The sequence below is a fragment of the Nocardia sputorum genome (assembly GCF_027924405.1).
In the GTDB taxonomy this organism is placed as follows: domain Bacteria; phylum Actinomycetota; class Actinomycetes; order Mycobacteriales; family Mycobacteriaceae; genus Nocardia; species Nocardia sputorum.
The window spans coordinates 4,105,580-4,126,035 of the sequence record NZ_AP026978.1 but is presented as its reverse complement, the minus strand read 5'-3'; the positions used below and the strand labels follow the sequence as shown (position 1 = coordinate 4,126,035).

At 69.7% G+C, this 20,456-nt stretch carries 18 protein-coding genes; 7 read left to right on the top strand and 11 right to left on the bottom strand.

The annotated features are described in order from the left end of the window. Positions 1-1,074: an NAD(P)H-dependent amine dehydrogenase family protein gene (locus tag QMG86_RS18525; protein ID WP_281873623.1), complete on the top strand. Its 1,074-nt coding sequence runs from the start codon at positions 1-3 to the stop codon at positions 1,072-1,074. Between the two features lie 198 nt (positions 1,075-1,272). Here QMG86_RS18525 and QMG86_RS18520 read toward each other — a convergent pair whose 3' ends face one another. Together QMG86_RS18520 and QMG86_RS18515 are read right to left on the bottom strand one after the other, a co-directional pair. Beyond that, positions 1,273-2,325 carry an aminotransferase class V-fold PLP-dependent enzyme gene (locus QMG86_RS18520; protein ID WP_281873622.1) on the bottom strand — a complete coding sequence of 351 codons (1,053 nt, stop codon included), beginning with the start codon at positions 2,323-2,325 and terminating at the stop codon, positions 1,273-1,275. 84 nt (positions 2,326-2,409) lie between these two features. Continuing rightward, a complete protein-coding gene (locus QMG86_RS18515) occupies positions 2,410-2,886 on the bottom strand; it encodes a nuclear transport factor 2 family protein (protein ID WP_281873621.1) in 477 nt (158 codons plus the stop codon). Positions 2,887-3,102: 216 nt separating this feature from the next. Here QMG86_RS18515 and QMG86_RS18510 point away from each other — a divergent pair, with 216 nt between their 5' ends. The 3 genes from QMG86_RS18510 (at position 3,103) to QMG86_RS18500 (ending at position 5,205) form a co-directional block, all read left to right on the top strand. Continuing rightward, positions 3,103-3,363: a three-helix bundle dimerization domain-containing protein gene (locus QMG86_RS18510; protein WP_281873619.1), complete on the top strand. Its 261-nt coding sequence runs from the start codon at positions 3,103-3,105 to the stop codon at positions 3,361-3,363. Positions 3,364-3,505: 142 nt separating this feature from the next. Next, the gene (locus QMG86_RS18505; protein ID WP_350356332.1) at positions 3,506-4,243 is read left to right on the top strand and encodes an IclR family transcriptional regulator; all 738 of its coding nucleotides are present in this window, start codon (positions 3,506-3,508) and stop codon (positions 4,241-4,243) included. A gap of 158 nt (positions 4,244-4,401) precedes the next feature. After that, positions 4,402-5,205, top strand: coding sequence for an expansin EXLX1 family cellulose-binding protein (locus QMG86_RS18500; protein ID WP_281873616.1), 804 nt, complete (start codon positions 4,402-4,404; stop codon positions 5,203-5,205). A 3-nt stretch (positions 5,206-5,208) separates the two neighbouring features. On the opposite strand, the gene QMG86_RS18495 is transcribed toward QMG86_RS18500, so the two are convergent. Both QMG86_RS18495 and QMG86_RS18490 read right to left on the bottom strand, forming a co-directional pair. After that, a complete protein-coding gene (locus QMG86_RS18495) occupies positions 5,209-6,888 on the bottom strand; it encodes an FAD-binding dehydrogenase (RefSeq protein WP_281873615.1) in 1,680 nt (559 codons plus the stop codon). Next, complete coding sequence (locus QMG86_RS18490) at positions 6,885-7,523, bottom strand: TetR/AcrR family transcriptional regulator (RefSeq protein WP_281873614.1); 639 nt, start codon at positions 7,521-7,523, stop codon at positions 6,885-6,887. The genes QMG86_RS18495 and QMG86_RS18490 overlap by 4 nt, the downstream gene beginning before the upstream one ends. Before the next feature lie 209 nt (positions 7,524-7,732). Here QMG86_RS18490 and QMG86_RS18485 point away from each other — a divergent pair, with 209 nt between their 5' ends. Together QMG86_RS18485 and QMG86_RS18480 are read left to right on the top strand one after the other, a co-directional pair. Then, positions 7,733-8,737: a zinc-binding alcohol dehydrogenase family protein gene (locus tag QMG86_RS18485; protein ID WP_281881019.1), complete on the top strand. Its 1,005-nt coding sequence runs from the start codon at positions 7,733-7,735 to the stop codon at positions 8,735-8,737. A 203-nt stretch (positions 8,738-8,940) separates the two neighbouring features. Then, complete coding sequence (locus tag QMG86_RS18480) at positions 8,941-9,540, top strand: cutinase family protein (protein ID WP_281873612.1); 600 nt, start codon at positions 8,941-8,943, stop codon at positions 9,538-9,540. A 63-nt stretch (positions 9,541-9,603) separates the two neighbouring features. On the opposite strand, the gene QMG86_RS18475 is transcribed toward QMG86_RS18480, so the two are convergent. The 4 genes from QMG86_RS18475 to QMG86_RS18460 form a co-directional block, all read right to left on the bottom strand. After that, positions 9,604-11,631, bottom strand: coding sequence for an SDR family oxidoreductase (locus QMG86_RS18475; RefSeq protein ID WP_281873610.1), 2,028 nt, complete (start codon positions 11,629-11,631; stop codon positions 9,604-9,606). Positions 11,632-11,930: 299 nt separating this feature from the next. Next, a complete protein-coding gene (locus QMG86_RS18470; protein ID WP_281873608.1) occupies positions 11,931-13,637 on the bottom strand; it encodes a bifunctional metallophosphatase/5'-nucleotidase in 1,707 nt (568 codons plus the stop codon). Positions 13,638-13,721: 84 nt separating this feature from the next. After that, positions 13,722-14,378 (bottom strand): biliverdin-producing heme oxygenase, encoded by a 657-nt coding sequence (locus tag QMG86_RS18465; RefSeq protein WP_281873606.1) that lies wholly within the window; start codon positions 14,376-14,378, stop codon positions 13,722-13,724. A 106-nt stretch (positions 14,379-14,484) separates the two neighbouring features. Next, positions 14,485-16,005, bottom strand: coding sequence for a threonine/serine exporter family protein (locus tag QMG86_RS18460; protein ID WP_434085592.1), 1,521 nt, complete (start codon positions 16,003-16,005; stop codon positions 14,485-14,487). 137 nt (positions 16,006-16,142) lie between these two features. On the opposite strand from QMG86_RS18460, the gene QMG86_RS18455 reads away from it, so the two are divergent. Next, positions 16,143-16,997 (top strand): LLM class F420-dependent oxidoreductase, encoded by an 855-nt coding sequence (locus QMG86_RS18455; protein WP_281881017.1) that lies wholly within the window; start codon positions 16,143-16,145, stop codon positions 16,995-16,997. A 141-nt stretch (positions 16,998-17,138) separates the two neighbouring features. On the opposite strand, the gene QMG86_RS18450 is transcribed toward QMG86_RS18455, so the two are convergent. From QMG86_RS18450 to QMG86_RS18440, 3 genes are read right to left on the bottom strand one after another with little or no spacing between them, the layout of a single operon-like run. Next, entirely contained in the window at positions 17,139-18,773 is a 1,635-nt protein-coding gene (locus tag QMG86_RS18450; protein ID WP_281873604.1) for an ABC transporter permease, read from the bottom strand. After that, complete coding sequence (locus QMG86_RS18445) at positions 18,770-19,702, bottom strand: ABC transporter ATP-binding protein (RefSeq protein ID WP_281873602.1); 933 nt, start codon at positions 19,700-19,702, stop codon at positions 18,770-18,772. Before QMG86_RS18445 ends, QMG86_RS18450 begins: the two co-directional genes overlap by 4 nt. Continuing rightward, positions 19,702-20,355, bottom strand: coding sequence for a TetR/AcrR family transcriptional regulator (locus QMG86_RS18440; RefSeq protein WP_281873601.1), 654 nt, complete (start codon positions 20,353-20,355; stop codon positions 19,702-19,704). Before QMG86_RS18440 ends, QMG86_RS18445 begins: the two co-directional genes overlap by 1 nt. Positions 20,356-20,456 lie beyond the last annotated feature (101 nt).

Below are 20,456 nucleotides of genomic sequence, written 5' to 3'. Positions count from 1 at the left end.
ATGACATATCGCGTAGTGCACTGGGGCACCGGCAATGTGGGCAGGCATGCCCTGGCCGGCGTCATCGCCCATCCCGAATTGGAGCTGACCGGCGTGTGGGTCTCGGGCCCAGCCAAAGACGGAAAGGACGCGGGAACCCTCGCAGGACTCGATCCGGTCGGGGTCACCGCGACGACCGACGCCGACGCGTTGCTCGCGGCGCGCCCGGACTGCGTCGTCTATTGCTCGATGACCGACAACCGGCTCTTCGAGGCCGTGCAGGACCTCCAGCGCATCCTGGCCGCCGGAATCAATGTCGTCGCCTGCGCGCCGGTGTTCTTCCAGTACCCCTACGGCGTGCTGCCCGACGACCTGCTGAAGCCGGTGCAGGAGGCGGCCGCGCAAGGGAATTCGTCGCTGTGGGTGAACGGCATCGACCCGGGTTTCGCCAACGACCTGCTGCCGCTCGCACTCGCGGGGACGTGTCTGCGCATCGACGAAGTGCGCTGCCTGGAGATCGTGGACTACGCCAGCTACGACAACCGGGAGGTCATGTTCGACATCATGGGCTTCGGCAAGCCCCTCGACGAGATCCCCATGTTGTTGCAGCCCGGGGTGCTCTCCCTCGCCTGGGGCGGCACGGTCCGCCAGCTCGCGGCGGGGATCGGGGTCACCCTGGATGCGGTCACCGAGACCTACGAGCGGGTCCCGGCGCCGGAGTCGTTCGACATCGCGACCGGGCACATCGCCGAGGGAACCGCGGCGGCATTGCGTTTCGAAGTGCGGGGCATGGTCGGCGATGTGCCCGTCACGGTGCTCGAGCACGTGACGCGGTTGCGCCAGGACCTGTGCCCGGAGTGGCCGCAGCCCGCGCACCCCGAGGGGTCCTACCGGGTCGAGATCACCGGCGAGCCCAGCTACGCGATGGACCTGGTGACCTCGAGCCGCAACGGAGACCACAACCACGCGACCCTGCTGGCGACCGGTATGCGCATCGTCAACGCGGTTCCCGCGGTGGTCTCCGCTCCCGCCGGAATTCTCACCGCGCTCGATCTGCCGCTGATCACCGCACCCGCGCAACGGCCCGGTCGGTGAACCGACCGCGCCTCGATGGCGTGGGTACCAGATCGGCGCTCATCAGCGACCGATTCGTGTGGGTACACGTTCCGAACGATCCGCTGCCCGTGCGGGGGCCGGAAGGGAGTCGGCTCGGTGTGCTGACAGTGCGTGCTCGGCGTTCCGGTGGTCGTCACGCCCCCGCCCTGTTCTGGCCGGGCGTGCGGCCGCGACGGACTATCCGGACCGCAGCGCCGACAACGCCCGTTCGACGTCCTCGGCGCTGTTGTAGAGGTGGAAGGCGAAGCGCAGACCGCCGCCGCGCGCCGAGGCGATCACCTCGGCTTGCTCGAGGCGGGGCGCCAGGTCCGCCGCGCCCGGGACGGAGACGATCGGGGAGCGCGCCGAGACGGGTTCGAAACCCAATTCGCGCAGTCCGTCGCGGAATCGGTCGGCGAGTTCGAGGTCGTGCGCGCCGATCTTGTCGACCGTCAGTTCCTCGATCAGCGACAGTCCTCGCAGCGCCGCCACGACGCCGAGCCAATCGGGTGTGGTGTCGAAGCGGCGGGCTGTGGTGGGCAACGCGGTGGGGCGGTACAGCTCGGCCCAGCGGTCCTCGGCGGCGTACCAGCTGGACCCGATCGGACGCAGCAGTGGAACGAACTCGCGCGGCGTGGCGAGGAACGCGACACTGCGCGCGCCGATGAGCCATTTGAAGGTGGCGCAGACCCAATAGTCCGCGTCGGCGAAGCGCAGGGGCAGCCAGCCCGCGGCCTGGGTGGCGTCCACGAGCAGGCGCGCGCCGTTGGCCCGGGTGACCGCGCGTAGTTCGGCCAGATCGGTGACGCGGCCGTCCGCGGATTGGACCACGCTCACCGCTACCAGCGCCGTCTCCGGGCGCACCTGCGCGGCCAGTTCCGCCAACGGAACGAAGCGCACGACGAGGTCGTCCCGGTAGACGAAAGGCATGGAGACCGAGGCGAATTCGCCTTCCGGCAACAGGACCTCCGCGCCGGACGGCAATGCGTTGGCCACGGGGGCGATCAGGCCCGCCACACCGCTTCCGAGCGCGATGTCGTCGGCGGTCGCGCCATCGAGCAGGCGGGCGAATCCGGCGCGGAGGGTCGGTGCCAGTCGATCCACCTCGGATGTCGGCGCGCCGCGGCCGGACGCCCAGCTCGCACTCGCGTCGCGCACCGCGGCCAGGGCCCGGGCGGATGGCAGGCCGAAGGAAGCGGTGTTCAGGTAGGTGGTCTCGGGCGTGAATTCGTCAGGCGCTAGGGAGGGCATGGTCGCAGCATCCGCCGGGCCGCGCCGGATCGTCCAGCGCCACCGGGCCGATAGTGGACCGATTTCGGACCCGGCGCCCCGCGATCACGTCTCCGGCGTCCACATGTTCGACAGCAATTTGAAGCTGGGGGTGTCCGCCAGCGACTGCATGGACTCGTAGATGCGGCGGTACCCGGTGGACGCGATACGCCAATCGCCGTCGGCGTCACGGCGGTAGGTGTCGGTGTAGTATCCGGCCCCACGAATCAGCACCCCGTATTCGGTCGCGAGCACGGTGTCCTCGAAGGCCCACGACCCCGTGGCCGTGTCGCCCTCGACGCGTATCTCCGGGTGGTTGGCGATGTGGACCGTGACGAGTGTGGGACCGAGATTCTCCCGCATGAACGCGGTGATGGCGTCGCGCCCGTCCAGGTGCAGCGGCTCGCCCATGGCGTGGGTGCCGTAGCGTCCCCGAGCGTCGACGGCGAGGGTGTCGGCGAACTCGTCCCACGCTTTGAGGTCGAGTGTCCGGAAGTACCGGTACTTGAGCTGGCGGACGGCTTCGATGGCGTCGAGATCCATTGATAGAGCCTGGCACGCCCGGCGGCGACATACAAGAACGTGTTCTACTTTCGGCCTGGCCCGGTGATCCGAGCGGGTGGCGGGCAGGCGCGGCTGTCCGACCGGAGCCCTCGGTGGGTGTCGAACCGGCTCGACCGGGTACCCGGAGGACGGGCGCCGACGTGCGGCCACGACGGCGCCCGGGTACCGATCTCGTCACGACCAGGGGAATCTGCGATGACCGACCGTCCCGCCACCCACGAGCCGAATCAGGAAACAGCACTCGACCAGGAACTCGCCTTGAAAGCGGCGGCGCAGCGCTTGGAGAACGAATTCGACGGCGTGGCAAGCGAAGCCGCGATCGAGGACCATCTGCAGTCGTCGTACGACCATGTCGCCGACAACGCCACCATCGCGAACTTCTTGCCGCTGCTGGCCGAGCGGTACACCCGCGAGTGGCTGGCCGGCCTCGCGGATTCCGCGCACGGGTCCGCGTAGCGACCTCTAAGCTCTACGCGAGCACGCGTGGAGGTTGGAATTGACGGTCGAGGTGATGACCGATCCCGAGCCGGGGGAGTTATCCACCGGATCCGGACAGGCAACACGGCCGGGCCGGCCCCCGGCGTCGATGATCGAGCGGATGACGCTGATCCTGGAGGCGTTCGACGGCGCGACGCCTGCGCTCACCCTCATCGAACTGTCCGAGCGCACCGGGCTGCCGCGCTCCACCGTGCACCGCATCCTCGACCAGCTGATCCGGCTGCGCTGGCTGGCGCACGCCCCCGGCGGCTACCGGCTCGGCCTGCGCACGCTGGAGCTGGGTGGGCTCGCCGCCGACCACAACGAGATCCGGGACGCGGTGAGCCCGCTCCTGCACGACGTGTGCCAGCAGACCGGAATGGTCGGCCATCTCGGCGTGCTGGATGGGCGCGACGTGCTGTATCTGGACAAGGTGGGCGGCCGGGTCGCCGCGAGCGTGCCCACGCGGCTCGGCGGCCGGATGCCCGCGCACAGCACGGCGCTCGGCAAAGCGCTGCTGGCCACGTTGGACCCGAGCGTCGTGGAGGCGTCCTTCCGGGATCGCCTGCCGCAGCTGACCGCGCGCACGCTCGCCGACCGGGCCGAACTGCATCGCGAACTCGGCCGCATCCGTAACCGCCAAGGCGTCGCCGTCGACAACGAGGAGTCCGTGCCCGGTCTCGCGTGCGTGGCCGTGCCGATCCGCGGACGTGGCGTGGCGGTCGCCGCGGTGTCGCTGTCGGGCCGGGCCGGTGCCGATCGTGTGGTGCCGGACACCGCGCGGCTGGCCCGCGCGCTGGCCGAGGTCGCTCAGGAGGCGGGACGAAACCTCTTCCCTCGGCAGGCGCGCCGACGTTGACGTGAAGAATTTCCGTTCGCGCTGCGCGCGAGCGGCTGGGCTGCTTTCCTGATGAGGTCAGGATGGACAGTCGGCGAGCCGGAGTCGGGGAAGCGATGCACCGGGTACCGATCCGAGAGCGGCCATTCCGTTCCGAATGGCTATGGTTTGCGGCAGGCGTGCTGGCCACCGTCGCGGTGGTCGTCTGGCTGGTGCGGCCGTCCGCGCCTACCTGCGGTGCGGCCAACCCGCTTCCCCAGGCGCCCGCGCCGTCCCGATTACCGGTTTCCGTCGTGACTTTCGCGCCTCTCGGGCCGGACACGTCGGCCGAGGCACGTTATTTCGTGTTCGGCGCCCAGGTGTCGTGTTCCTTCCGCGAGCTGGCGGCGGATGGCTACTACGCGGGGCTGTCGACTCCCGACTACGGCCGCGCCGACCTCTGCGGCGCGTATCTGGACATCACGGGTCCGCGCGGGACGGTCCGGGCGCTGGTGGTCGAACACTGCCCGGCCTGCGCTTCGGGACAACTGGCTCTGAGCGCGGCGGCGTTCGAGCGGATCGCCGAACCGCACGACGGGGTGGCGCGGGTCGGTTACCGCCTGGTCCGCGATCCGCAGCCGGCGCAGGAGCTGACTTACGAGGTGCAGCCGGATTCGTCCGCGTCCTGGTTCGGCATCCTGTTCGGCGGCACGGGCAATCCGTTGCGCGAGGCGGCTGTCCGCCCCGCGGGGGGTGGGCCATGGCGACCGCTCGCCCGACGGGCCGACAACTACTGGACCCTCTCCGGCGTCGGGCGGGGCCCGTTCACCGCGCGGGTGACGGATGTCTTCGGCAACGAGGCCGAGATCACCGGGGTGCAGGTCGAGCCGGGCCGGTACGCGGCGGGTACCCGGCTCTACTCCGGCGCTCCGTCGTTCACGTCGTCGCCGTCGCTCGTCACGGCGACGGAGCCCGCCACCGTCGCGTCGGGGTGCAGGCGGTAGCGATCAGCTCCGTTTCGCGGCCAGCGCACGCCCGGCCGCCCGGCCGGAGAAGATACACCCGCCGAGGAAGGTGCCCTCCAGCGCGTTGTACCCGTGCACGCCGCCGCCACCGAATCCGGCGACCTCGCCCGCGGCGTACAGGCCGGGGAACGGCGTGCCGTCCGGCCGGATGACTTGGGAGTTCAGGTCGGTCTGCAAGCCGCCCAGCGTCTTGCGGGTGAGGATGTTGAGTCGCACGGCGATGAGCGGGCCCGCGTCCGGATCGAGGATCCGGTGCGGTTTGGCGACCCGGCCCGCCTTGTCGCCGAAATACCGGCGCGCGTTGTCGATCGCCATCAGCTGGCTGTCCTTGCTGTACTTGTTCGCGAGTTCCCGGTCGCGCGCGACGATCTGGCGTTCCAGGTCGTCGTAGTCCAGCTCCGGCCCGCGCGCGATCTTGTTCATGCCCGCGACGAGCTCCCGCAGCGTGTCCGCCACCACGAAATCGACGCCGTGCTGTTTGAACGCTTCGACCGGCCCCGGCGCGCCCTTGGCGACGCGGCTTTTCAGGGTGAGCTTGAGGTCCTTGCCGGTGATGTCCGGGTTCTGCTCGGAGCCCGACAGCGCGAATTCCTTCTCGATGATCGACTGCGTGAGCACGAACCAGGAGTAGTCGTAGCCGGTCTTCAGGATCTCCTTCATCGTCGTGTTGGTGTCGAATCCGGGGAAACACGGTGCGGGAAGGCGCTTTCCGTTCGCGTCGAACCACATCGAGGACGGCCCGGGGATGATCCGGATGGCATGGTCGGGCCAGATCGGATCCCAGTTGACGATGCCCTCGGTGTAGTGCCACATGCGGTCCCGGTTGACGATGGCGCCGCCCGCGGCCTCGGTGATGGCGAGCATCCGGCCGTCGACGTGCGCGGGCACGCCGGAGATCATGGTCTGCGGGCACGGACCGAGCCGTTCGGTGGGCCAGTTGCGGCGGATCAGCTCGTGGTTGTGGCCGATGCCGCCGGAGGCCACGATGACGGCCTGGGCACGGTATTCGAACTCGCCGACGACGGTCCGGGACGACGCGCGTCCACGGTCGAGGTCGGTGTCCTCGAGCACGACGCCGCGCACGCCGACCACCGCGTCGTCTTCCACGATCAGTTCGTCCACCCGGTGGCGGAACCCGAAATGGACCAGTCCGCGCCGTTCACCTTCCAGAACCGGCTCGGCGAAGACCCGGACCACTTCGGGTCCGGTGCCCCAGGTGAGGTGGAAACGCGGCACCGAGTTGCCGTGTCCGTCGGCGCGGTCGCCGCCGCGTTCGGCCCAACCGACCAGCGGCGTCACCCGCAAGCCGAGCTCGCGCAGGTACTCGCGCTTCTCGGTGGCCGCGAACCGCACATATGCCTGCGCCCACTGCCGGGCCCACTTGTCCTCGTCGTCGCGGTCGAACCCGGCCGAGCCGAGCCAGTCCTGCAGGGCCAGTTCGTAGGAGTCCTTGATGCCCAGGCGCCGCTGCTCCGGGCTGTCGACGAAGAAGAGGCCGCCCAGCGACCAGAACGCCTGGCCGCCCAGATTGTTGCGGTTCTCCTGGTCCAGTACGTGCACGGTGCGGCCGGCCTTGACCAGTTCGTGCGTGGCGACCAGGCCGGCCAGCCCGGCGCCGACGACGAGGACGTCCGCCTCGGGGCTGCTGTGGGACATGTTCATCCTTCGGTTGCGGTGCTGTAGGCCAGCACGACGTGGTGGAAGAGTTCGGTGCGGCGCTCGCGCACGGCGGGGCTGTCCGGCTCCATGAGGACCTGCACGCTGGTGCCGTCGTGGACGGCGATGAGCGCTTGGCCGAACGCCTCCGGGTCCGGCACGGTGCGGCCGCCGCGCGCGAGCGCCGCGACGATGGTGGGCATGAGCGCCGCGACGATGGCCTCCTCGCGGGCGGCCATCACCCGGCGCAGCGCGGGGGTGCGCAGCGCGTGGGCGGTGAATTCGGCGGTGATCCGGTACCAGCCCTCGTCGACCGGGACCGCCCGTTCCAGTCGCCGGACCGCGCTGCGGACGTCCTCGGCGCCGTCGGCCGCGATGTCGTCGAGGATGGCGCTCGCCTGGGTGAGCATCGCCGTCGAACGCTGCTCCCACATGGCCAGGAACAGCTCGTCCAGCGAGCTGAAGTTCGAGTAGAACGCCCCGCGGGTGAATCCGGCGCGCTCGCACACCCGCTCCACGGTGGCGCGCCCGAAGCCTTCTTCGGCGAACGCCTCGTAGGCGGCGGTCAGCAGCCGGTTCCTGGTCTCGGCACGACGGCGGGTGACCCGGGCGGGCGCGGCCTGCGCGGCATCGTGTGCCAAGGGGCGCCTCCTCGGTTCGCCTCGATCATTTCCGGATACAGAAATGTACTGGATACAGAAACGTATCAGAACGCGGTGCGCGGCGTGGCCGAAATGACCGAGTAGGGTGATCCCGGCACACACGACGCGATCGGGATGCCCGGTGCGTGTCGATCCGACCGGTGCGAGGTGATCCGACGATGAGCGAGATCCGCGGCGGTGGTAATTCGATGCGGTGCTGGCGGGTGCGCAGGCCGGGCCCGATCGACGGCGGGCCGCTGGACGCGGAGCGCGCACCGGTCCCGGAACCCGGCCCCGGCGAGTTGACCGTGCGTGTCCTCGCCTGCGGCGTGTGCCGGACCGACTTGCACGTGGCCGAAGGCGATCTTCCGGTGCATCGCGCCGGGGTGGTGCCGGGACACGAGGTCGTCGGTGCGGTCGTCGCGATCGGCCAGGGTGCGGAGGGGGCGGGTTTCGGGGTAGGGGACCGGGTGGGCATCGCCTGGCTCCGGCACACGTGCGGGCAGTGCAAGTTCTGCCTGCGCGGAGCGGAGAACCTCTGCCCGTACTCGGCCTACACCGGTTGGGACGCCGACGGCGGCTACGCCGAATTCGCCTGTGTGCCAGCGGCGTACGCGCTACGCCTGCCCACCGGTTACGCCGATGCCGACACCGCTCCGCTGCTGTGCGCGGGCATCATCGGGTACCGGGCGCTGCTGCGGGCTTCCGTGCCGCCGGGCGGGCGGCTGGGGATCTACGGCTTCGGCGGCAGCGCCCACATCGCCGCCCAGGTAGCCGCAGCCCGCGGAGCGGAAGTCCACGTGATGACCCGGGATCCGGCGGCGCGCGAACTCGCGACCGCGCTCGGTGCCGCCTCGGTGCAGGGCGCGGTGGATCCGCCTCCGGTACTGCTGGATTCGGCGATCCTGTTCGCACCGGTCGGTGACCTCGTGCCGCCCGCCCTGGCGGCCCTCGATCGCGGCGGAATCCTGGCCGTCGCCGGTATTCATCTCAGCGACATTCCCGCGCTGAACTACCAGCGGCACCTGTTCCAGGAGCGGGAGATTCGCTCGGTGACCGCCAATACCCGCGCGGACGCCCGCGAATTCCTGGCTTTCGCCGGGGAGCACCGAATACATCTGACCACGCACGGGTATTCCCTGGACATGGCCGATCGTGCGCTGGCCGATCTCGCGCACGGACGATTTGCCGGCGCGGCGGTTCTCCTGCCGTAGAACACGATTCGGCGCTGACTCCGTATCGGTCGGATGGAGTTCCTTGACGGCCCTCGGAGCCGTTCTTACCTTCGCGGATATAGCCGAGAATTGTCACTGACAAGTGTCGCTCGGCTGTCTCACAACGGCGTGAGTAGGTGAGTACGATGGCCAACCGGAAGGTAATTCACTTCGAAAAGTGGCGTGTAGTAAGGGCATTCGCCGTGCTACTGCTCGTCGCGGGATTCGGGGCGGCGACGGGGTTGAACGCATGGGCGACGTCCTGTGCGGCAGTCGACGTCGTCGTCGCCAGAGGCACCCATGAACCCGGGTACCTGGGTTCGGTGGTGGGCGATCCGCTGTACGACGCGCTGTGGCAGGCGCTTCCGGTCGATTCGCAGGCCTACCGGGTGGACTATCCGGCCGATCTGCTCGATCCGTCCTCGATCAGCCGCGGCACCCAGGACATGACCGCTCATGTGCTGTGGCAAGCGGCGAGGTGCCCGGACCAGCGGTTCATCCTGGTCGGCTTTTCGCAGGGAGCCATCGTGACGCACGGGGTGCTCGGCACCGGCATCGTCACCGCGCTCGGTGGCATGTACACCTTGCCCGCCGATCTGTCCTCCCGGGTGGCCGCGGTGCTGTTGTTCGGTGACCCGATCCGGCTGATCGGCTGGAATGTGCCGGACCATTACGCCTGGCGAACCGGAAACTACTGCGCGAGCGGCGATCCCGTCTGCGAAGGCGGCATCCGACCGGCCGCGCACACGGACTACCGGTGGGCCATGTGGCCCGCGGTGGAGTTCACGGTGAACCGGGTGTGAGGTCGCGAGACCGGGAAACCCAGGGGTGGGCCGACAGTTCGGCCCACCCCTGGTCGTGCGCAGCTACCACTGCAAGCCCGGGACGACGCGGGCGATGCGCGCTGCGGGCGTGGGCAGCGCCATGAGCGGCATGATCACCGGGGCCAGAACGGACAACGGGCCGCCCGGCGCCGGAGCCGGGGCGGGCGACGAATCGGCCGGACGACGCTCCGAATCGGCGCGCGCCGCGTGCGACTCCCCGAACAGCCGGAAGCCCTGGTGCATGATCTGACGCTTCACCGACGGCATCAGCAGTTCCACCGCCTGGGCGAAGGTGCCGACCGGCGTGTCGATGCGATGCGGCCGGTCTTCGAGCGCGCGCACCACGATCGCGGCGGCCTGCTCCGGATCGGGCACCGGAAGCGAGCGGTACAGGTCGGTCGGGGCGATCATCGGGGTCCGCACCAGCGGCATCCGCACCGAGGTGAAGGTGATTCCGGCATCCCGGTTCTCCACCGCCGCGATCTCGCTGAAGTTGTCCAGCGCCGACTTGCTGGCCACATACGCCGCGAACCGGGGCACCTTCGTCTGCACCGCGATCGAGGAGATGTTGACCACGTGGCCGAATCGGTTCGCCCGCATCGACGGCAGCAATCCGAGGATGAGCCGCACGGCGCCGAAGTAGTTGACCGCCATGGTGCGCTCGAAATCGTGCATGCGGTCGGTCGAGTTGAGCACGGAGCGACGGATCGAACGGCCGGCGTTGTTCACCAGGTAGTCGACGCGACCGTGGTCGTCGAGGACGCACTGCACGAGCTTCTCGACCGCTTCGGAGTCGGTGATGTCGCACGGATAGGTATGCGCGACACCGCCTTCCGCGCGCACGGCCTCGGCGGCGGCCGCCAGGTCGTCGTGACCGCGGGCCACCATCAGAACGGTGGCGCCGCGCCGGGCGACGGCGTGCGCGGTGGCCAGCCCGATGCCGGAGGACGCTCCGGTGATCAGCACGACCCGGCCGGCGAGCGGGTCGCCGGTGACGGACACTCGTCCGCGCTGCGGGTCGAGGTGGTCGCGCCAGTACTGCCACAGCCGCTCGGCGTAGCTGTCGAACGACGGCACGGTCAGCCCGGTGCCGCGCAGCTGGGCGCGGGTGGAGTCGCTGATGAACTCTGCGGAGAACGAGGTGTGCGGAGCGACCTCGGCCGGGATGCCCACCTGTTCGAGCAGGAAATCGCGCACGGAGGTCACCCCAGGCAGGTGCGCGAGGCCGCTGAGCGCGAGCCCGCTGCCGGGCACCGTGCCCACGCCGGTCGGCGCGCCCGCCGCGGCGGCGAGCGCGCGGTACACCTCGCCGAACGGCTGTGGCTCCGGGTTGACCAGGTGGAAAGTGCGTCCGTTCAGGCCGGGTCGGCGGATGAGTTCCACCATGGCGGCCGAAACATAGTCGACGGGAACGATATTCGTGGCGCCGAGATCGGGCAGCGGCAAGGGCAGATCCGACGGCAGCGCGGCGAGCTTCGCGATCGCACCGAAGAAGTAGTACGGCCCGTCGACCTTGTCCATCTCGCCGGTGCGGGAATCGCCCACGATGATCGCGGGCCGGTACACCCGCCAGCGCACGCCGCGCGACTCGCGGACGAGCTTCTCGGCGGCGAACTTGGTGCGGTGATACGGCGAGGTCAGCCGCTGCCCGAGGTCGAAGTCCTCCTCGAAGAACTTGCCTTTGTGGTCGCCCGCCACCGCCACGGAGGAGACGTGGTGCAGCACCGCGCCGACCTCGCGGGCCAGGGCCAGCACCGAGCGGGTGCCGCTGACGTTCGCCGCGTGCGCGGTGTCCTCGTCGGCCGTCATGTCGTAGACGGCGCCCAGATGGACGATGTGGTCGGCCTGCGGCGGCTCGCACGCCAGCCCGAGGCCCTCGGCGGTGAGATCGCCGATCAGCGCGAAGACCCGTTCGGCGCCGCGCCAGCCCGCCGCGATGTCGGTGAATTTCGCCAGCGACGTCTCGCGCACCAGCACATGGACGATCGCGTCCGCGTCGCGATCCAGCAGGTCCTGCACGACCCGCCTGCCCAAGAATCCGGTTCCGCCCGTCACGATGTAAGTGGCCATCGCATACTCCTGCTGTTCACTCGAACCTGTTGTCGCACAAGTCATCCGGCATGCGGCAATGGATGCGGACAGCGTGATTCGGCCCCCAGCGACAGACGTCGGGCCGAAAGTAGGAACACCTTCGTCCTGACTTATTACTGAACAGTAACCGACCGTGCGTGGGCCCGGCAAGCGATCATGACCCGTTCGGGCTGTGGGGCTGGTCACCGTCTGTGCAGGTCAAACGGTATGTGTTACAAAGATTTCCAGTTACCCGCGTTCTGGTCGGGTGTCCAGCAACTTGGCAGCGTCCGGTCTCGCTACTTCTTCTCGACCCGGGCGGGCGGCGCCTGCAGCGGGGGCTTGTCGCGCAAGAACGCCTCGAAGGCGTCCAGGTCGGTCGGGCCCACCGCAGTATCGGCGCCCTCGGTGAACACGGTGAATCCGTCGCCGCCCGAAGCCAGGAAGTTGTTGGTCGTCACGCGATACGTGGCGACCGGATTCAGCGGCTGACCTGCGATGCGGACGCTGTCGGCGATCACCTTCGCGCCCGTGGGGGCGGTGTCGGAGTAGGCGTAGCTGATGCCCGCGAGAGACAGGATCGTCGGTTTGCCCGCGGCGATGGTCCACTGCTGTTCCAGCAGGCGCAGGATCTGGCTGCCGGTCAGGGTGAGCGTGACGACCTGGTTGCCGAACGGTTGAACGGTGAACAGGTCGCCGTAGGTGATCGGCCCCTGTTTCAGATCGGCGCGCACGCCGCCGGGGTTCATGAAGGCGGCGACGGCGGCGGCCGGGCCCGCGGTGACCGACAGCATGGAATCGGCGATCACGTCTCCCAGCGGTGAGGTGCCCGCCGGGCCGGGATCGTGCGGCAGGGCGTTCGCGGTCGCGCCGACGACGCGGCCCGCGCGCGGCCGCGATTGCTCGGTGTAGAAGTCGATCAGCGCGGTCGTCGGGGCGTCCGGCGTCACCTCGCGGGTCACGACGCGATTGACCGCCGACGCCTGCACGCCGTCGCCACCGAAACGCAGCGTGACGTCGGTGATGAGCCGTCCATACGAGGATGCCTGGGTGATCACCTTGCCCGCGACGGTGCACACATAGGGCTGATGGCTGTGCGCGGTGAACACCGCCCGGACGGCGGGGTCGATCCGCTCGGCCAGCCCCGTCACGTTCGGCGTGACGTTCGCGCATCCGTTGTAGTCCACCGGCGCGCCCCGCTCGGGCCGCTGGGAGCCGCCGTCGTGCACCAGTGCCACGATCGCTTCCGCGCCGGCCGCCTTCAATTCCGGCACATGGCGATTGATCGCGGCGGCTTGGTCACCGAAGAGATAGCCCCGGATGCCTTCGGGCAGCACGATATTCGCGGTGTCGGGCGTGACCGTGCCGACCACGCCGATCCGGTGCCCGCCCACTTCCAGCATCGTCCACGGGCGCAGCGCGGGCGGCAAGTTGCCCTGCGCGTCGGTGACGTTGGCCGCCAGATAGGGGAATTTCGCGCCGGCGAACGGGGCGCCGGGCGAACATCCGTCGACCGCGCATCCGCCTTGTTGCAGGCGTGCCAATTCCACTACGCCGTCGTCGAATTCGTGATTGCCGACCGCGGATGCGGCGACTCCGACATTATCGAGAAAGGTGATCGTCGGCTCGTCGTGGAACAGGCTGGAGATCAACGGGCTGGCCCCGATGTTGTCCCCCGCCGCGAGCACGGCGCTGGCGGGATAGGCGGCCTTCAGTCGTGCCAGATGAGTGGCGAGATACGCGGCTCCGCCCGCGTCGTAATTGGCGATCTTGCCGTTGGACCCGCTCGGCGGCTGCAGGTTTCCGTGCAGATCGTTGAAGCCGAACAGGTGCACTTCGTCCGGTTGCGCCGGACGCAGGTCGTTCGTCGAGATCAAGGGCACGATCCGGGCCGCGGTCGATGAGCCGGGTCCGGTGCCGGGATCGGACGTCGTGCCGCAACCTCCCACCAGCCCGGCACCGACGAGACCGGCAAGAACCACGGCGATGCGACGGCGCGCTCTCATACCATGACTGTCCCATGTCCGCGGCGCTCGCGCACGACGGCCGAAATGCCGCGTGCGGCAGGCGATGCGTGGTGTTCGATCCGGCTATTGCGCGGCGGGGAATTCCTCGGCCAGTTCCTCGAAGACCGCGGTGTTCATCGTGAAGGCGCGCTTGCCTTCGTCGAGCACGCGGCGGCGCTCCAGATCGTCGAGCGGCAGCCGATCGAGCAGGCCGCGGTATTCCCGCTTGAAAGCCGCGGGGTTGCCGACGCCGTCGAAGACGTAGAAGCGGACGCCGTCGCCGCGATGCGGCAGGTTCCACAGCTTCTCGGCGGTGCCGCGGATGACCTGCCCGCCGGAGAGGTCTCCGAGGTAGCGGGTGTAGTGGTGGGCGATGTACCCGGCCGGCCAGTCGCGCGCGCACTCGTCGATGCGGTCGGCGTAGGCCGCGGTGGCTGGCAGCGGTTCCAGTCCGGCGCGCCAGTCCGGACCGAGCAGATGCGCGAGATCGCGCTCGAGTTCGGCGGTGCGGGCGAGTTCGGGCCGGATGAACGGCCCGGCGACCGGGTCGTCGGACAACGTTTCCCAGCGCTGTTCGAGAGCGCGGTAGATGAACCACAGCTGACCGGTGTAGCGGTGATACGAGTCGACGCCGAGGGACCCGCCGAGCATCTCACTCATGAAGCGGGAGTTCTCCGCCTCCGCATGCTGTTGCGCGGTGGCGCTGCGGATCTGCGTCGAGAACGGCACTGCTTCCGACATGTCCGAACCACCTCACCTCACACCGGGGCCGCCACCGAGCGCGGCGCCCTGACCAGTCCGATAAGAGGTTACCGGGCGGCCGTGCGGCGCGCATGCGCCTCGCGGCTCAGTGGGCGGGCGACGATCGGCGGCGACGCCGGACGATCGGGCGGCGCAGGGATCCGAACCGGCGCAGGATCCGCGGCCTGCGCACGGTGCGGTCGCACCACTCGCCGAGGGTCACTCCGGCCGCCAGCGCGCAGCCGATGCCGAACGCCGACAGCAACTGGTTGCCTCCGATCAGCAGTTCGTCGTTGAGCAAGGCGTACAGCCCGCGATAGACCTTGAGCCCCGGCAGCAGCGGGGTGATGCCCGCGACGGCGACGACCAGCGGGGGAGTCAGCGCGCGGCGAGCCATGAGGCCACCGGCCAGGCCGACCAGCGTCGCGGCGGCGCCGGAGGAGATCACCGGGCCGAAACCCGCCTCCTGGACCAGGAGGAAGCAGATGATGCCCGCGGCGCCGCTGCCCGCGGCGGCGGCCAGCGCCCGGCGTTCGGCGTAGCAGGCGAGCGCGAACGCCAGGGCCGCCACCGCACCGGCCAGGATCTGCACCGGCAGGTCGGTGATGTCGCGGGCGGAGGTCAGATAGACCGGCGGCACCGTGGCGTCGAGGAGGTCGGCGATGCGCAGGGTGAGCGCGATGCCCGCGATGATGCCGCCGGTCATCATCATCACCTCGAGCATGCGGGCCGTGGCGGTGATGGGGGCGCCGGTGATCGCGTCCTGCACCGAGCCGACCAGTTGCAAGCCGCTGAGCAGGACGGTGATTCCGGCCGCGATGATCAGCGTGGGGTCGGCGTCGATCCCCAGGCGCGCGGCCAGGCTCGCCAGCACGATGGCCGGGATCGCCGCGATGGCGCCGCCCACCATGTGCTGGAAGAAGAACGGCAGCCCGTAGCGATTGAGGATGCGATTGGTGCGGTCGATCGCCGCGGTGGTCGCGAAACTGACCGCGGCCACCAGAGCGCCCGCGCCGAGCAGCGCGGCGATCGCCGCCGCCATCAGTGACCACGCGGCGGTGGCGGTCCACCGGTGATACGGGTGCGGCGCCGAGGTGATCGCGTCCAGTGCGGCGCGGGCCTGGTCCGGCGGGACCACCTCGTTGCGGATCCGGCGGGTCAGCCGGTCCACGGCGGCGAGCCGGGTGAAGTCCAGGGCGCGGTAGTGCACGATCCGCATGGTGCTGGCGGGCGGCAGCGCGGGTCCGCGGTCGGCCCAGATGCGAATGGCGTCGTAGGTGACGTCGATGCTGCAGCGGGACAGTCCGTAGGTGGCGGCGATGAAGCGCACCGTCGTGGTGGTGTCCACCACGCCGGTGCCGGAGGCGAGCACCACCTCGCCGACGCGCACCGCGAGCTCGAGGACTTCGGCGACCCTGGCGTCGTCGGTGAGGTCGATCGGCTGCAACGGCGTCGGCGCGGTGACGATGGTGTCCGCGGTCGCCTGCCGGTCGGCCACCAGCAGGCCGACGGCCTGGGTGACGACGGGAATGGGCCGGGCGCGCCGCAGGCGAAGCCCGCGACGCCAGCCGAGGTGGTCCACCCGTGCGGTGGTGACATCTCGAACGGAAGTTGCGTCAGGACTCATGGACGCGAACCTAGTCATCCGATGACTGCTCGGCATCCGCGCGGGTCGCGACGGGCGTGCCGGCTGCGCCGCGCCCTTGGTGGCGCGAAGGAATCGTGATAGAACTTGTTCTAATTTTGGCGATGGGAGCGCGTGCGGTGCGGTACGGAATCGTGTTGTTCACCAGCGATCGGGGCATCACCCCCGCGGATGCGGCGCTGGCCGCCGAACGTGCCGGATTCGACACGTTCTACGTGCCAGAGCACACTCACATCCCGGTGGTGCGGGCCGCGGCGCACCCGCGCACCGGCGATGCGAGCCTGCCCGACGACCGGTACCTGCGGACGCTCGACCCGTGGGTCGCGCTCGGGACCGCGGCGTCCGTGACCGAGCGCATCGGGTTGTCCACCGCGGTGGCACTGCCCGCCGAACACCATCCGATCACCTTGGCCAAGACCATCGCCTCGCTGGACCACCTGTCCGGCGGCCGGGTGAGTCTCGGTGTCGGATTCGGCTGGAACACCGACGAACTGGCCCACCACGGCGTGCCCGCGGGAAAGCGCAGGACGGTGCTGCGCGAGCATCTGGAGGCCATGCGGGTGCTGTGGACCGAAGAGGAAGCCGGTTTCGACGGCGAGTTCGTCACCTTCGGCGCCAGCTGGTCGTGGCCGAAGCCGGTGCAGAAACGCATTCCGGTGCTGCTCGGCGCGGCGGGCACCGAGAAGAATTTCATCTGGCTGGCGAAGCACGCCGACGGATGGATCACCACGCCGACCGAGGACGGCCTCGACGAGAAGCTCGCGCTGCTGCGCCGGATCTGGCGCGAGCACGGGCGCGCGGACAGTCCCGAGGTCGTCGCCCTCGCCGGTCGGCACGACGCGGCACAGCTGGCGCGCTGGGCCGAAGCCGGTGTCACCGAGGCGGTCTTCGGATTGCCCGATCGTCCCACCGAGGACGTGCGGGCCTACCTCGCGCGATTGGCCGGGAAGCTCGGGATCGAGCACAGCGGCTGACCCGTTCGGCGCGCCATCGGGTGCGGCGACGAATCGGGTGACCAGCGGACGCGCGAGCATGCCTGCTACGACCGGGCCGAGCTGCCCTCCGAACGAGAAGCGGCCCGCGCGAAGCGGATTCGCGCGGGCCGGAGGGCGGTGTCAGCGCAGGTCGCGTCTGCGGAAGGCGGTGACGCCGATGGCGAGCAGCAGTGCGGCGATCGCGAGCAGCCACAGCAGGGGCTGTGCCTGGAATTCGGCGCCGGGCACCTTCGGCGGGTGCACGAACGGCACCAGATCGACCACCCCCTGCGGCAGCCCGTCCAGGGAACCTACGAAGAAGATCACCACCATGGCGCTGAGCACGCCCCACGCGACCGGGGCGAACCGCGGTGCGACACCGTAGAGGGCGACCGCGATGCCCGTGACGACCCAGATCGCGGGCACCTGGACGGCGGCGGCGCCGATCGACTGGCCGAGTCTCGTGCCGACGTCGCCGCCGGTGGCGCCGTACACGATGCCGATCGCCACACCGGAGATCAGCAGTGCCGCGGCGGGGCCGAGCAGCGCGAAGCCGATGTGGCTGAGCGCGTAGCGGACGCGGCCGACAGCGCCGGACAGCGTGGCCTCGACCCGGGCGCTGGTCTCCTCGTCGTGCAGCCGCAGGGCGGCGGAGATCGAGTAGGCCGACGCGGCCGCGGCCAGCATCGTGATCGCGTAGGTGATGAACGACTGCTGCAACTGCTCGGAGCCGCCCATCCGGGTGACCATGTCCCGGATGGACGCGCTGCCGTCGAGCATGTCGCCGACGCTGTTCACCGCGCCGCCGATCAGCAGGCCGTACAGGGCGAAGCCGACCGTCCACGCCAGCAGGGTGCCGCGCTGCAATCGCCAGGCCAACCCGACCGGGCCGGACAGGAAGCCCGCCGCCGTGGGCGGCCCGGGACGCTCCGCGATGAGTCCGGAACCGACGTCGCGGTTACCGAGCAACGCGTACGCCAGCACGGTGCCTCCCACCGCGAGCGCGGCGAAGGGCAGCAGCACCCACCAGCGTTCCTCGGCGTACGGGCGGATCTGTAGCGACCATCCGATCGGCGAGAACCAGGACAGCACGCTGTTTCCGGCGTCGCCGACCGCACGCAGGGCGAAGGCCGCCCCGAGGGCGCCGAACGCCACGCCGCGCGCCACCCGCGCACCGGCGCTGACTTGCGCGGCGACCGCCGCGACGGCCGCCCAGACGAGGCCCGACGCGGCGAGCGCGGAGCCGAAGGCGATCGATCCCGCGAGCGGAAGATCGGTGCCATAGAGCGACAAGGCGCACACGACGCCGGCGAGCAACGCCCCCGCATAGGTCATGATCAGGGTGGCGGTGAGACCGGCGAAACGCCCGATGCTGGTGGCGCCCACCAGTTCCGCGCGCCCGGTCTCCTCCTCGACCCGGGTGTGCCGGATCACCGTGAGCACCGTGGCGATGGCGATCATGGTGTACATGGCGCCGGCTTTCCAGGTGCCGATCGAACCCAGAGCCGAACTGAACACCGGGCCGTACATGGCGATGAGCGCGGGGCTGTCGGCCGTCGTGCGCGCGAAGCTGTCCAGGGACGCTTGGTTGTCGTAGAGATCTTTGATGCTGACGACTTGGAACGCGGGCATGAGGCCGATGAGCAGCGTCCACAGCGGCAGCACGATCCGGTCGCGCCGCAGGTACAGCCGGAGCAATTGCCCGGTGCCCGCGAAGTCGCCGGATACGGCGAACGCCGGCGCCGCCGCGGCGCGGCCGGCGATGGCGGTGGTCATGCTCGCACCTTCTCCCCGGTGTCCGCGGCGGACTCGGCGCCGTGACCGTCGACGTGGTAGTGCCGCAGGAACAGTTCCTCGAGCGTCGGCGGCGTGCTGGTCAGGCTGCGCACGCCGGCGTCGCCGAGTACCCGGATCAGCTCGCCCAAGTGTTCGTTGTCGACCTGGCAGCGCAGCGTGTGGTCGTCGAGCTCGATGTCCTCCACGCCCGGGATGCGGCTCAGATCGCCCGCGTCGCCGGTCAATTCGGCCGTGATCGAGGTGCGCGACAGGTGGCGCAGGTCGGCCAGCGACCCGCTCTCCACCGTCCGCCCGGCGCGGATGATGGTCACCCGATCGCAGAGCACCTCGACCTCCGACAGGATGTGGCTCGACAGCAGGACGGTCGCGCCGCGCTCTTGCGCCTCTTGCACGCACTCCCGGAAGACCTGCTCCATCAACGGATCCAGGCCCGAGGTCGGCTCGTCGAGCAGCAGCAGCCGGGCGTCGGAGGCCAGCGCCGCGACCAGCGCGACCTTCTGGCGGTTGCCCTTGGAATAGGTGCGCGCCTTCTTGCGCGGGTCGAGGTCGAAGCGCTCGATCAGCTCGTCGCGCCGTTGCTCGTCGAGACCACCTCGCATCCGGGACAGCAGATCGATGGTCTCGCCACCCGACAGCGACGGCCACAGCGTGACATCGCCTGGCACATAGGCCAATTCGCGGTGCAGGGCGACCGCGTCCGCCCACGGGTCACGGCCGAACAGCCGGGCCTGCCCGCCGGTGGCGCGCAGAATCCCCAGCAGGACCCGGATGGTGGTGGACTTGCCCGCTCCGTTGGGGCCGAGGAAGCCGTGGATCTCGCCCTCGGCGACGGTGAGGTCGAGGCCGTCCAGAGCGTTGACGTGACCGAAAGTCTTGCGAAGATCGCGGACTTCGATGATGTCGGACATCACTTCTCCTTGGTGAATGTGTCCAAGATCGTGGGATCGGTGAACAGCCCTTGGGTGTAGAACTCCAGGGCCGGTGGGGTGAGTTCTTCGGTGAGCTCGCGGATCGCCTTGCGATAGTCGATCGTCTCGTCGCGGTGCTGGCGCATCTGCATGTACAGCATGGTCGCGCCGACGTTCAGCATCATCAGATAGCGGGCGCGTGCCGCCGGATCGCGGCTCGGCTTGATTCTGCCCGCCTCGACCGCCTTCTCGAGATAACCCTCGGCATCGGCGACCAGGTGCTCGAACAATGATTCCGCCATCGGTCCGCCCGCCTGCAGGCTGCGCACCATATAGGCGACCAGTGGCCCGTACGCCTCCACTTCGGCCAGGGCGTCGAGCATGCCCGCCTTCACCGACGACGCGGTGATCGCCTTGACCTTCTCGTCGCGGATCAACTGCAACACTCGGTCGTCGCAGGCGGCGCGCAGGCCGTCCTTGGAACCGAAGTGATGGTTGACCAGCCCGGGGGAGACGCCGGCGGCGGCGGCGATCTTGCGGACTCCGACCTGGAATCCGTGTTCGCCGAACACCTCGATCGCGGTATCGCGAATGCGCGCCGCGGTGGTCAGATCCTCGGCGGATCCTTGCGGAACGGGCTGTTGGTTAAACACATGTTCAGTATATTAAACACTCGTTCAGCGGTCGAGCAAGACCCGCACGCCGACTTGTCCTGCGTCACGGTTTGCCGCGCGTGTACGGGGCTATCGTCGAG

Excerpts from the sequence above, each read along its gene's own strand:
- QMG86_RS18525 (WP_281873623.1), top strand. The coding sequence starts at position 1 with ATGACATATCGCGTAGTGCACTGGGGCACCGGCAATGTGGGCAGGCAT.
- QMG86_RS18520 (WP_281873622.1), bottom strand. The coding sequence starts at position 2,325 with ATGCCCTCCCTAGCGCCTGACGAATTCACGCCCGAGACCACCTACCTG.
- QMG86_RS18515 (WP_281873621.1), bottom strand. The coding sequence starts at position 2,886 with ATGGATCTCGACGCCATCGAAGCCGTCCGCCAGCTCAAGTACCGGTAC.
- QMG86_RS18510 (WP_281873619.1), top strand. The coding sequence starts at position 3,103 with ATGACCGACCGTCCCGCCACCCACGAGCCGAATCAGGAAACAGCACTC.
- QMG86_RS18505 (WP_350356332.1), top strand. The coding sequence starts at position 3,506 with ATGACGCTGATCCTGGAGGCGTTCGACGGCGCGACGCCTGCGCTCACC.
- QMG86_RS18495 (WP_281873615.1), bottom strand. The coding sequence starts at position 6,888 with ATGAACATGTCCCACAGCAGCCCCGAGGCGGACGTCCTCGTCGTCGGC.
- QMG86_RS18485 (WP_281881019.1), top strand. The coding sequence starts at position 7,733 with ATGCGGTGCTGGCGGGTGCGCAGGCCGGGCCCGATCGACGGCGGGCCG.
- QMG86_RS18475 (WP_281873610.1), bottom strand. The coding sequence starts at position 11,631 with ATGGCCACTTACATCGTGACGGGCGGAACCGGATTCTTGGGCAGGCGG.
- QMG86_RS18470 (WP_281873608.1), bottom strand. The coding sequence starts at position 13,637 with ATGAGAGCGCGCCGTCGCATCGCCGTGGTTCTTGCCGGTCTCGTCGGT.
- QMG86_RS18465 (WP_281873606.1), bottom strand. The coding sequence starts at position 14,378 with ATGTCGGAAGCAGTGCCGTTCTCGACGCAGATCCGCAGCGCCACCGCG.
- QMG86_RS18460 (WP_434085592.1), bottom strand. The coding sequence starts at position 16,005 with ATGAGTCCTGACGCAACTTCCGTTCGAGATGTCACCACCGCACGGGTG.
- QMG86_RS18450 (WP_281873604.1), bottom strand. The coding sequence starts at position 18,773 with ATGACCACCGCCATCGCCGGCCGCGCCGCGGCGGCGCCGGCGTTCGCC.
- QMG86_RS18445 (WP_281873602.1), bottom strand. The coding sequence starts at position 19,702 with ATGTCCGACATCATCGAAGTCCGCGATCTTCGCAAGACTTTCGGTCAC.